Consider the following 12,375-nt stretch of genomic DNA (forward strand, 5'->3'; position numbering starts at 1 on the left):
CCAAAGCATTGTTTGATAATATTGAGAACGATATATTGCTAGATAAGGAAATAGATATTAAAAGATTTACCAATAAGCGTAGTGGAAAATCTTAATTAAAATTAAATTTTAGTTGTCGGGTCGTAAGAGACAAACATGTTGATATAAATGTTTCTGGACCATCTTAACACTATTGGAAACAATATAATTAATGTAGCAATAATGGCAATAAAGGAAGTTTGTATACTGGTTTTGAATATAACGTATGATACGATAAAAGCCGCAATTCCAACTGCAACATTCAAACCATAACTAACATACATGGCTCCATAAAAGAAGGAAGGTTCGATTTGATATTTTAGACCACAATGACTGCATTGTTCATTCATCTTGAGTACAGAACCTAAATGTAACGGATTTTTGTCCACATACATACTCTCATTCATGCATTTTGGACAAGTTCCTGTTAAAATGCTATATAGTTTGGATCCTTTTTTTAACATTTGCAAAAAAATTAATTTTTCTATTTTTAGAAAGACCAAATTTACTAATTCATAAAGGAATAAAATAATAATACATGCTTAATATACACAATTTATCGGTTTCGTTTGGTGGTTCTTATTTGTTTGAGGAAGTGACTTTTCGATTGGGTGCGGGTGACCGTGTGGGTCTTGTTGGAAAGAACGGTGCAGGGAAATCAACTATGCTTAAAATATTAGCGAAAGACTTTGCTCCGGATTCAGGAGTGATTTCTCAGGAGAAAGAAATTCGTTTGGGTTTTTTGCGTCAGGATATTGATTTTGAAAGAGGAAGAACCGTATTGGAAGAAGCTTACGAAGCATTTACTGAAATCAAAATTGTTGAGAAAAAATTAGCTGATATTAATCATCAATTAGTAACTCGTACGGATTATGAAAGTGAAGAATACAGCCAAATTATAGAAGACCTATCTGACTACACACATCGCTTTGAATTGTTGGGAGGATATAATTATGTTGGTGATACCGAAAAAATTCTTTTAGGACTAGGGTTTAAACGTGAAGTTTTTGACAATCAAACCGAAACTTTTTCAGGTGGTTGGAGAATGCGTATTGAATTAGCTAAATTGTTATTGCAATCGAATGATGTATTATTGCTGGATGAGCCTACGAATCACTTGGATATTGAAAGTATTATTTGGTTAGAAAGCTTTTTGCGTAATTATCCAGGGGTTGTAGTTATTGTTTCGCATGATAAGATGTTTTTGGATAATGTTACCAATAGAACTATTGAGATTTCGCTTGGTAAAGCTTATGATTTCAATAAACCGTATTCTCAATATCTGGAATTGCGTCATGAAATTCGTGAAAAACAATTGGCTACCCAAAAAAACCAAGCTAAGAAAATTGAAGAGACGGAAAAGCTGATTGAAAAGTTTAGAGCCAAAGCTTCTAAAGCTTCGATGGCACAATCCTTAATCAAAAAGCTGGATAAAGTAGAACGTATCGAAGTTGATGAAGACGACAATTCGGTTATGAATATTTCTTTCCCTGTTTCCAAAGAGCCAGGTAGAGTCGTTATAGAAGCTGAAAAGGTTACTAAAAGTTACGGTGATAAAACAATTCTTAAAGATATTAGTTTATTAGTTGAGCGTGGAAGTAAAATTGCTTTTGTTGGTCAAAACGGTCAAGGAAAATCAACTTTCATTAAAGCGATTGTAGATGAATTTGAATACCAAGGTTCGATTAAATTAGGACATAATGTACAATTAGGATATTTTGCACAGAACCAAGCCGAATATCTTGATGGAGAGATTACTTTGTTGCAGACTATGGAAGATGCAGCAATGGATACCAACCGAATGAAAGTACGCGATATGTTGGGTTCTTTTCTGTTTCGTGGTGATGATGTAGAAAAAAAGGTAAAAGTGCTTTCTGGAGGCGAAAGAAACCGTCTTGCGCTATGTAAATTGTTATTGCAACCTATTAATGTATTGCTGATGGATGAGCCTACAAATCACTTGGATATAAAATCCAAGAATGTTTTGAAAGCGGCTTTGCAAAAATTTGGTGGAACTTTACTGTTAGTTTCTCACGATAGAGATTTCTTGCAAGGAATGTCCAATATCGTTTACGAATTCAAAGATCAAAGAATCAGGGAATATTTAGGGGATATCAATTATTTCTTGGAAGAACGCAATATGGAAAATATGCGTGAAGTGGAGAAGAAAGATGCTTTGAAAGCTACTGTAGCAAAAGAAAGCAACAAAGCTTCCTACGAAGATCAGAAAAAAGGCAAGGCTTTGCAAAATAAATTAAGTAAAGTAGAAAGTCAAATTAAACAACTGGAAAAAGACATTCAGCACGATGATAAATTGTTGGCGTCCAATTATGATAAACATATTGAAGATGCTTCGTTCTTTATCGCTTATAACAAAAAGAAAGCGGAGTTGGATAAATTGCTTTTGGACTGGGAAATTGTTCAGGAAGAAATTGATGCTTTATAATTTTGCAGATTTCAGAAGACAGTTTATAGGTTTCAGATGTAGATCTCTGATGATTCTAATTGTCATTTTAAAAATACTAAGCTTGTCAATTTCGACAAGCTTTTTTTATGCTATATAGATCTGCATTCTGAAATCTGTCTTCTTGTTTATTATTCTTTAAACGGATTTCTTTCCTGCCATACAATTTCGGGTTCCAATTTTGGAAATATTTTAGGAACATGTTTGTTTATTCTGGAATTGCTATGTTCCATAAAACCAAACATTTCTATTGGCTTTGCCCCAACAGAACTTTTAATTTCTAAAGCAGTTCTGGAGAAAATAATTTCTTTGAAACCTTTATTGATAGAATAGGCAATCATATCATAGAGCATATTCAAATACAGCATTTTTTCTCTTTGAACAGTGTCGTCATACCCTAAAAAATAAGTATCTATTGTGTTGCCATTTTTAATTAATGTATTGAAACCGATAAGATTTCCGTCTAAAAAATAACCATAGAATAAGAAATTGTCTTTTAATGTTTCTTTAAAAACCCTAAAATGATTCTTGGTTAGAAAAAAAGTATTGAAGGGAGCATTTTGGGCAACGTGGTGGTATAAGTCATAAATTGTTTCTTCATATCTAATTATGTCTTCCAGATGTAGTTTTCTTTTTTCAATTCCATCTGCTTTTTTTCGGGCTCGTTTGTATTGATCACGATACTTTTTGATCAAGGAATTGATATAGTCTTGTTCAGAATGCCATTCATCCCTGATTTTGAAGGTCATGTTGGGCTGAATGCAGTATTTATAGTTTTTTTTAAAGACATCCGATTTGAAGTTTTCTACATCTTTTCGGGTATAATCTTTAAAAGTGGTGATGTGCACTTTTTTCCCCATTGATTTAAGTTTCAATTTTAAATCGTCAGTTGCTTTTTTTAAGGCTTTTATTCCTTCTATTGACGATATGGAATCCGAAAAAACAAATGAGTTTTGTCCTGTAAGCATGTTATTGCCTATAAGCAGAACATGTGAAGCGAAATTTTTCAAAATAAATTTTCGAACACTAGCTTTAACACATCGATCTCTATCTCCAAAAGATTCCAATTTATTTAAATCCAAAAATTGGGAGATCGCTATACCTACTAAGTTTTGATCCTTAAAAAGACCAATATAATGACAAATCATATTGCTGGGAGCAGACTTTTCTAGAATTTCAAAATACTCTTTGGATAAAAAAATATTTTTAGAACCTAGATCATTCCAGTTTTCAGGAAGTTGGGCTTTGGTCTCGTAAATTTGATATGAAAGTGTTGTTTTCAAATTGGGTAAGTATATTTTGTCAAATTTAGCCAATAAAGTTAATTTAATGAAGAATAGTTATAAAGTTTCTAAGCTTAATTTGGAGCAGAAAGATTTGGCATTTTTGGGGATATAGTCCCGCTTTTCATTGCAATCTTTTGTGTCTCGTCCCAAAAGACGAGACACAAAAGGATTTCCATTTCAATCTGGGCTGAGAGTTAAGATTTTGCACTTTTGCATCAACTAAAAAAAATCTTAGAATCTTAGAAACTTTGAATCTCAGTATCTTTTCTCTAACTTTATAGAAAAGAAACAATTATGCAAACATATACAGAAGAATCAGCGAGCCCCTTTTTGGAAAATTTAAAAGAATGGCATTTTAAGGAGAATGCGATTGAAAAGGATTTTAAATTTAAGAACTTCACACAAGCACTTGGTTTTATAGTGCAGGTTGGTGTATTGGCTGAAAAGATGAATCATCATCCCGAGCTTTTTAATGTATATAATAAAGTAAATATCCGTTTAAATACACATGATTCAGGAGGTGTGACCACAAAAGATTTTGAATTAGCAACCCAAATTGAAGGGTTGTTCTAATAAAAAAAAGCCTTATTTCTTTAAAATGAAATAAGGCTTTTTTGTTTTTTTATTTTGGATTATACCCAACCGCAAACTAATGATCCTATTATAGTCAAGCTAACGATCCAAAATCCGGCGTGTATCCAAATATATTTCCAAGATTTTCTTTCGAATAAACCGTTTATTGCAATTATTGGGAAAGCAAAAAATAAACCGGATATGAATCCGTGTAACGCGCCATGTTTGAATGTTCTAAAGGCAGTACCATAATCGGCCATAAAAGCTTTAAATGAGGGAAGTGCTTCGTTTATTTTAGCATATCCTCCTATCATGCTCATGGCTCCAGTTTGATGTATCGTCAATGACATCTCAACAAATACAATAAGAATCGAGAAAATGTAGGTCAATCCAAAGATCTTCAACATATTTCCTTTTTGCAGTTCCTCTTGGGTGAGTCCAGTTTCTTTCATCCAAATGGTACCAAATACTTTTGGGTTGTACCAAACAAATCCTACTACTAATGTTGCTAATGCGCTTACAAAAATTGCAATCCAATTCATTTCCATAATTTAAGGTTTTAAGGTTATACATCAAATGTAACTATTTTTTCGATATGTATTTTAAGCTTCTAAAATTCAAATTAAGTAGTATATGTATTATATAAATTAAAAAAATACGTATTTAATCGATTATTTTTGCATTTAATAGAATATTGGCACTATTTTTGTTTTGTAAAAGTTTAAAATTAGGATTATGAAAAATATCATTACTTTACTTCTTACCGTTGTCTTTTCAATTTCGTTAATGGCAAACGTTCCGAATTCTGAAAAAAACATTTTGATAAAATTGAATCAAAGTACAAATGGAAGCCAATGGAAAGTAAAATGGGATTTGAATGCACCAGTTACCACTTGGCACGGTGTCAAAATTCAAAATGATCATGTGGTTGGAATCAATCTTTCTAATAATAATCTGGTGGGAACATTGCCTACTGAAATTACAGATTTGAAAAATTTAGAAGTATTAAATCTGTTTAAAAATCAAATTTCGGGAACAATACCCGAAAAGATTGGAAAGCTGAAAAACTTAAAAGAATTAAATCTTGCTTTTAATAAGTTATCAGGTACAATACCGAATTCCATTTGTGAAATACCACATTTAAATACACTGATGATTTTCATGAATACCCTTTCAGGAGAATTGCCTAATCAAATTGGGAATTTAAAAGAATTAGAAGTTGTGTCTTTATTCAATAATGAATTATCGGGTTCGCTTCCTGCTTCATTATATGAACTAAAGAATCTAAAAGAATTGGTATTAAGCAGTAATAAATTTTCGGGACAAATCAGTTGGAATGTTGAAAATTTAAAAGCACTTGAAAATTTAAGTTTGTTTGACAATAAAATGGATGGGCGCATCCCGTACACCATAGCAAAATTGGATAATTTGCAAAGTATTAATTTATCGTATAATTCGTTTTCTGGTGCTGTCTCCCAAACTTTAGCCCAAAAAGAAGGTTTTAATCTTACTATGATTAATGAATCTGGTCTTGCATTCCAGTTGGAAGTGTCGAGTAATGTTAAAGGTGTCTTAGCTGCAGATGAATAAGTTACAAAACAATAAATAGATTTGGTTTAGTTAGTAATAATAGTTTTTCATGATTGTCAAGCGCAGTAATTTAGAAGCTAAATTACTGCGCTTTTTTTATGCACTTTTGATTTCTTTTTTTTTCGATCATGCTTAATTTATTGCAATTTTTTCTTCAAAAATTTAATTTTTCACAAGACTAGATTTTGTTTAGGGGACTAAAAAGCTATTTTTTGTTATATCTACTAATTATATTTTTAAAAATAAATAGGTAATAAGTTGTTGTATTTGAGTATTTTGCATGTTTTACTTAATGCTGATTAACATTTTTTTAGTAAATAGTTATATTTTTTTTTGGCAGTTAATAAATTTAACTTACTTTTGTCTATGGAAATAGTAGAGTTTAAAAAAAACGATATTAACACTAAAACTAAAATTGTGAAGACAATCAAAAACATCCCTTTTTTGATCATGCAAGGATCTTTCTCATTCGACACTCTTCGTCGAATGTGTTGTTGCTGTTAGAGTCTTCGATTAATCCCATTTTACATTTTGTAATGTTCAGTTTCAAAGTAATTTATTCAATTCGATATAAATTATTTGACTGCTTGGTATATCCCTTTTTTTAAATATTATCCAAATCAAATATTAATACTAATCAAAAAAAAATAAAATGAAAAAACGAATGTGTTGTTGTAAATAAAAAAAAAGCCATTTCTGCGGCAACAGAAATGGCAGGCTTAAAAAAATGTTATCGTTAGTCGGAAAATGAAAATTGATTAAATCAGTTTTCAAACTCCTTATTTATTAAACCAAAACAAAGTAATGAAAAAAATATTATATAATCTTTTATGGCTTGGCATTTTTCTGGTTTCAATCGGAATTTATGCCCAAAACACTAAGCCTCTTATCCAGTCGAAACTTGACGGAACAGTAATTAACAAAATCACTAATCTGCCTGTTGCAGGAGCTACAGTGACTATTAAAGGAACCACGCATGCAGTGGTAACAGATTCAGAAGGTAAATTTTATTTTCAAACGGGTCAAAAATTCCCTTATACCTTAGTCGTAACTTATATAGGATATAAGAAGACAGAATACATCGCTGACGGAAGTCCAGTTATCATCAATTTGGAGGAAGAACTTCAAGAACTCAACGGATTAGTTGTTGTAGGTTATGGTTCTCAAAAGAAAAAAGATATTACAGGAGCCATAGCATCTGTTCCAAAAGCAAATCTAAATCAAGTTACCTCTTCTGCAGATAATTTATTGAGAGGAGCTGTACCAGGTGTAGTGGTTACCCAAAGTTCGGGTCGCCCAGGTGCTAGTTCTAGTGTTCGTATTAGAGGAGGGAATTCAATTACAGCAGGTAATGAACCTCTTTATGTTGTAGATGGAATATTGATTTACAATGACAATAATAATGGTACAGCTGGAGTGGCTAATGCGGGAGCGGGTGTCAATGTACTTTCTACAATCAATCCAGCCGATATTGAATCTATTGAAGTATTGAAAGATGCTTCTGCAACAGCAATTTATGGTTCTCGTGGTGCAAATGGAGTAGTCCTTATTACTACCAAAAAAGGGACCAAGGGATTGGATACTATTTCGTATCAGGGATATTTTGGAGTACAATCCGTATCCAAAAAACTCGATTTGCTTGATGCTGCACAGTGGGCAAGTTTACGTAATGATGTTCAGGCGAGTATAGGGCAAGCTCCTTCATTTACGACTGAACAGATTGAAGCTCTTAAAACATCAGGCGGATACGACTGGCAGTCTGCTGTTTTTAGAACTGCCCCAATTCAAAGCCATCAATTAACATTTTCAGGAGGTGATGATCGCTCCAGATATGCTGTTTCTGCAGGTTATTTTGATCAAGATGGAGTGGTGATTGGAACTGATTTCAGAAGAATTTCACTTCGTTCCAATTACGAAAGAAATTTTTCCCAAAATTTTAAATTTGGTGTGAATGTCAATTATTCTAATTCAATATCCAATGGTGTGGGAACTAACGGTGGTACAGCAGCAGGAAGACAACCTAATCCATTGGTTGTTGCTTTGTACACGCCTCCAGTAGTTCCGATTAAAAATGCCGATGGTTCTTATAATCTAACAGATAACCCTTATTCGACTGCGGTTAATGGAATTATAGGAAATCCTATTAATGATTTGGAAAACACAGTAAACGAAACTATTATTAATAGAACATTGGCTAGTTTGTTTGGCGAATACAAAGTAAGCAAAGAGATTACTGCTAAAGTCTCCGTTAGCGGGGATGTGATTAACACTAAACAAAATTACTATGCTCCATCCACTACTACAACGGGTGCGGGAACCAAAGGTTTGGCTTCAGTTGGGGACAGATTGGTCAGCTCGGTATTGAATGAAAACACGTTGAATTACAATACACACTTTGGAGAAAAAAACAAGTTTTCGGCTTTGGCAGGATACACACTTCAACATACACAAGGGGAGGTAGTTAATGCAGGCGCGAATAAATTTGTAAATGATGCTAACACCTACAACGCTTTGCAGGATGGTGTAGCTGTAAAGCCATATAGTGAAGCATTTGAAAGTGTATTGAAATCATGGTTGGGAAGAGTGAATTATTCTTATGATGGGCGTTACAATCTAACCGTATCGGCTCGTGCAGATGGTTCTTCAAGATTTGGTTCGGAATCACTTTGGGGGTATTTTCCATCAGCAGGTTTCTCTTGGAACATTACCGAAGAAGATTTTGCAAAAGACCTTAAAGTTATAAACGACGCAAAACTTAGATTTAGCGTTGGAACTACAGGGAATCAGGAAATTGGTAATTACCTTTCTTTGGCGCAAATAGGTTCAGTCAATTATGCTTTTGGAGGTACAGTACAAACAGGATTGGCGCCAACCCGTTTGGCAAATCCAGATTTAAGATGGGAAAAAACGACGCAGTATAATGTTGGTTTGGACTTATCGCTTTTGGATAGAAAAATCAATTTTGTTTTTGATGCTTACTACAAGAAAACAAATGATTTATTAATAAATGTTCCTGTCCCGTTGACTTCGGGTTATTCCACTGTTCTTCAAAACATTGGTGGAGTTGAAAATAAAGGTATTGAAATTGGACTTATTACCGAAAATTTAAAAACTGAAAACTTTTCTTGGAACTCAAACTTTGTGTTTTCAGCCAATAAAAACAAAGTAGTAGAAATTGGAAATGGAGTTAACCAATTCTTTCCAGTGGTTCCAAATGGTTCTTTGTTGCAACAACAACCAGTAACTGTAAAAGTGGGATTGCCTCTAGGAACTTTTTGGGGATATAAAACCAATGGAATTTTCCAAACACAGGAGGAAATCAATACGCAACCTAAAATAAACAGTCTTGCCAATACAAAAGTAGGGGACAGAAAATATGTGGATACCAATGGAGATGGAGTAATTACTGCTCTTGATAAAGGGGATCTAGGAAGTTCGCAACCAAAATTTGTTGGAAGTTTCAGCAACACTGTTGCTTATAAAAACTTCGATTTGCAATTTTCTTTCCAAGGGGCTTACGGAGGTAAAATTTTCAATGCTTTGAATCAGCAACTGGAAATCTCTACTCTTGGAACCAATGCTGCTGCGACTTTATTGGATCGTTGGACTCCTACAAATCCAAGCAATGAAATTCCAAGAGCATCAAGTTCCCCACTGGGAATTGTTTCGGAACGCTATGTGGAAGATGCTTCTTTCTTGAGATTAAAGCTTATCACATTAGGATTTACATTTCCTAAGAGCGTTTCTTCAAAACTGGGAACCCAAAGTATAAAATTCTATGTATCTGCCGAAAACTTGGTTACCTGGACGAAATACACTGGTTATGATCCTGAGGTAAGTTCCTATGAACAAAATAATTTATATCCCGGAATTGACTTTGGTGCTTATCCAAATTCTAGAACATTCATTTCCGGTGTGAACGTAACTTTCTAAGTAAAATAAAAAATTAAACGATGAAATGAGCATAACTATAAATTGGTCATAAACACTAATGAAGATATGCGAATTACATATGACAGATAAAAAAACAATAAATATCTACAGATGAAAAAGATAATAACATTCCTATTAAGTGCCACTATATTAGTATCGTGCACGGAGCTGGAGGTAACACCGACCTCCTTTGTAACCGAAGAAAATTTCTTCAAAACGCAGGATGATGCCGTTGCGAGTGTAACAGCAGTTTATGCCTCCTTGAGTCTTGACCCGGGAGAGCAAAGTTTATTTGGTAGAAACCTTTATTTCTTGACCGATATGGCATCTGATTATGCCGCGGCCGGTGTTTCGGCTACGAATCCACAGGTTAGGGCTTTAAGTAGTTTGACCCATGATGCGACTTCAGATCGCGTTCAGGTGGCTTGGCGCCAAATTTATAACGGAATCAACAGAGCCAATATAGCTATTGACAATGTTCCTAAAGTAACTGGTTCAGAAGTTGTAAAAACTAGATTGATTAATGAAGCTAAATTCATTAGAGGGTTGCTGTATTTTCAGGCAGTTCGTCTTTGGGGTGGGGTTCCGATAGTTTTACATGAGGCAACTTCCATTAACGTGGAGAGTCTAAAGTCAAAAAGAGAGACTGTAGATGCCGTTTATGCACAAATTATTTCGGATTTGACGGATGCGCAAAGTTTGCCTTCCACATATCCGGCAAATGAAGCTGGACGTGCTACTTCGGGTGCTGCAAAAGCGATTTTGGCCAAAGTGTATTTGACAAGAAAAGATTGGCCAAATGCTATCCTTAAAGCGAATGAAGTGATTAATGGCGGATATGGATATGCACTTTTCGAAACTTTTTCGGATATATTCAATAAAGCGAAAAAGAACGGAAAAGAACATATTTTTTCTGTTCAGTTCGAACCGAATCAAGCAGGAAATGGTTCTAGCGGAAGTACTTTCCAGGCAACTGCTTTTACTGGATTTACGGCGACTGAACCGGCAGATATTATCTCGGATGTTGCCCTGTTTTATGACATCTATGCGGATGGTGATACCAGACGAGATGCCAGTTATGTGAAACAATTGCCTAATCCTGCCACAGGAACGCTTTATACTTTCCCGAAACCGCTCTTTAAAAAATTTCTGGATCTTACAAATCTAGCTACACCTGCTAATGTGGCCATAAATTTCCCTGTGATTCGCTATGCAGACATCCTTTTGTCTTTTGCGGAAGCGACCAATGAACAAAGTGGACCAACAGCTGAGGCTCTTGAAGCCGTGAATCAAGTAAGAAGAAGGGCTTTTGGAAAAGCAATCAACACCCCAGACGCAACAGTGGATTTGGTAGGACTTACAAATGTGCAGCTAAGAGACGCTATTCGTGAGGAGCGCAAAAAAGAATTTGTTCAAGAAGGGCAAAGATGGTATGATTTGGTACGTTGGGGAATTTTGGTTAGCGAAGTGAAAAAAGTAACTGCTAAAAACTCTGTTTCCGAAAGAAACAATTTGTACCCAATCCCTCAAAGTGAACGAAATATTGACCCAGTAGGGTTACCACAAAATCCAGGCTATTAATTACTAAATTATAAAAACAATGAAAAATATTAAAATCAGTTCAAAATTTAAAAGCCCTCAGAAAGGGCTATTAGTTACTGCTTTGCTTGTTGCACAATTTGGCTTTGCCCAAAATAATCCTGATGCAAACTATAAAGGCGTTATCGGTAAAACATTGGCGGAATCAAAAGAATATTGGCCAGAGCCAGTAAAAGCGCCAGTTGGTGCGCCAAATGTCGTTTGGATTTTACTGGACGACGTGGGATTTGGAGCTTCCAGTGCTTTTGGAGGTTTAATTCAAACACCAACTTTTGATGCTTTGGCAAATAATGGATTGCGATACACTAATTTTCATACTACGGCAATTTGTGCTCCAACTCGTGCGGCATTGTTGACAGGTAGAAATTCAGGAAGAGTCCATGTTAGCGGTTTTTCACACACTATTTTGTCGGCAGGTTTCCCAGGTTGGGATGGAAGAATTCCATCGGATAAAGGAACGATTGCTGAGATTTTAAGGGAGAATGGCTATAACACTTTTGCGGTTGGTAAATATGGTGTGACTCCTGATGAGGATGCTACCGATGCAGGACCGTTTGACAGATGGCCAACGGGTAAAGGTTTTGATCATTTCTATGGTTTCTTAGGTTCTCAAACTGATCAGTACAATCCTGATTTGGTGGAAGATCAAGTACATGTAAAACCTGATGGTCGCCATTTAAATGAACTGATTACTGATAAAGCAATTAGTTATATCCAAAAACAACAAAAAGCGGCACCAGGAAAACCTTTCTTTTTATACTATGCGCCGGGAGCTGCTCACGCACCGCATCAAGTGGAAGCTTCTTGGAGTGATCAATACAAAGGAAAATTTGACGAAGGTTGGGATGTATACCGTGAAAAAGTATTGGCTAATCAAAAGAAATTAGGAGTAATCCCTGCCAATGCAATATT

At 34.8% G+C, this 12,375-nt stretch carries 9 protein-coding genes; 6 read left to right on the forward strand and 3 right to left on the reverse strand.

What is annotated here, in order from left to right:
• Positions 1-101 precede the first annotated feature (101 nt).
• A complete protein-coding gene (locus tag VFS71_RS08245; RefSeq protein WP_326400468.1) occupies positions 102-482 on the reverse strand; it encodes a DUF983 domain-containing protein in 381 nt (126 codons plus the stop codon).
• A gap of 74 nt (positions 483-556) precedes the next feature.
• Here VFS71_RS08245 and VFS71_RS08250 point away from each other — a divergent pair, with 74 nt between their 5' ends.
• Positions 557-2,464 (forward strand): ABC-F family ATP-binding cassette domain-containing protein, encoded by a 1,908-nt coding sequence (locus VFS71_RS08250; RefSeq protein ID WP_326400469.1) that lies wholly within the window; start codon positions 557-559, stop codon positions 2,462-2,464.
• Between the two features lie 149 nt (positions 2,465-2,613).
• Here VFS71_RS08250 and VFS71_RS08255 read toward each other — a convergent pair whose 3' ends face one another.
• Positions 2,614-3,765: a GNAT family N-acetyltransferase gene (locus VFS71_RS08255; RefSeq protein ID WP_326400470.1), complete on the reverse strand. Its 1,152-nt coding sequence runs from the start codon at positions 3,763-3,765 to the stop codon at positions 2,614-2,616.
• 297 nt (positions 3,766-4,062) lie between these two features.
• On the opposite strand from VFS71_RS08255, the gene VFS71_RS08260 reads away from it, so the two are divergent.
• A complete protein-coding gene (locus tag VFS71_RS08260; protein ID WP_326400471.1) occupies positions 4,063-4,341 on the forward strand; it encodes a 4a-hydroxytetrahydrobiopterin dehydratase in 279 nt (92 codons plus the stop codon).
• A 59-nt stretch (positions 4,342-4,400) separates the two neighbouring features.
• On the opposite strand, the gene VFS71_RS08265 is transcribed toward VFS71_RS08260, so the two are convergent.
• Positions 4,401-4,889, reverse strand: a complete 489-nt coding sequence (locus tag VFS71_RS08265; RefSeq protein ID WP_326400473.1) for a DUF1761 domain-containing protein — start codon at positions 4,887-4,889, stop codon at positions 4,401-4,403.
• Positions 4,890-5,076: 187 nt separating this feature from the next.
• Between VFS71_RS08265 and VFS71_RS08270 the strand changes: the two genes are divergently transcribed.
• The 4 genes from VFS71_RS08270 to VFS71_RS08285 all read left to right on the forward strand — a co-directional run.
• The gene (locus VFS71_RS08270; protein ID WP_326400475.1) at positions 5,077-5,931 is read left to right on the forward strand and encodes a leucine-rich repeat domain-containing protein; all 855 of its coding nucleotides are present in this window, start codon (positions 5,077-5,079) and stop codon (positions 5,929-5,931) included.
• Between the two features lie 804 nt (positions 5,932-6,735).
• Positions 6,736-9,864, forward strand: coding sequence for a TonB-dependent receptor (locus VFS71_RS08275; RefSeq protein ID WP_326400477.1), 3,129 nt, complete (start codon positions 6,736-6,738; stop codon positions 9,862-9,864).
• Between the two features lie 111 nt (positions 9,865-9,975).
• Entirely contained in the window at positions 9,976-11,445 is a 1,470-nt protein-coding gene (locus tag VFS71_RS08280; RefSeq protein WP_326400479.1) for a RagB/SusD family nutrient uptake outer membrane protein, read from the forward strand.
• A 19-nt stretch (positions 11,446-11,464) separates the two neighbouring features.
• Positions 11,465-12,375 (forward strand): sulfatase-like hydrolase/transferase (locus VFS71_RS08285; RefSeq protein WP_326400481.1); only part of this gene is annotated, 911 nt, incomplete at its 3' end.

Origin of the sequence: Flavobacterium sp. (genome assembly GCF_035760125.1) — a bacterium.
In the GTDB taxonomy this organism is placed as follows: Bacteria; Bacteroidota; Bacteroidia; order Flavobacteriales; family Flavobacteriaceae; genus Flavobacterium.

What these genes read in the sequence shown, in the direction of transcription:
- VFS71_RS08245 (WP_326400468.1), bottom strand. Translation starts at nt 482, where the DNA reads ATGTTAAAAAAAGGATCCAAACTATATAGCATTTTAACAGGAACTTGT.
- VFS71_RS08250 (WP_326400469.1), top strand. Translation starts at nt 557, where the DNA reads ATGCTTAATATACACAATTTATCGGTTTCGTTTGGTGGTTCTTATTTG.
- VFS71_RS08260 (WP_326400471.1), top strand. Translation starts at nt 4,063, where the DNA reads ATGCAAACATATACAGAAGAATCAGCGAGCCCCTTTTTGGAAAATTTA.
- VFS71_RS08265 (WP_326400473.1), bottom strand. Translation starts at nt 4,889, where the DNA reads ATGGAAATGAATTGGATTGCAATTTTTGTAAGCGCATTAGCAACATTA.
- VFS71_RS08270 (WP_326400475.1), top strand. Translation starts at nt 5,077, where the DNA reads ATGAAAAATATCATTACTTTACTTCTTACCGTTGTCTTTTCAATTTCG.
- VFS71_RS08275 (WP_326400477.1), top strand. Translation starts at nt 6,736, where the DNA reads ATGAAAAAAATATTATATAATCTTTTATGGCTTGGCATTTTTCTGGTT.
- VFS71_RS08280 (WP_326400479.1), top strand. Translation starts at nt 9,976, where the DNA reads ATGAAAAAGATAATAACATTCCTATTAAGTGCCACTATATTAGTATCG.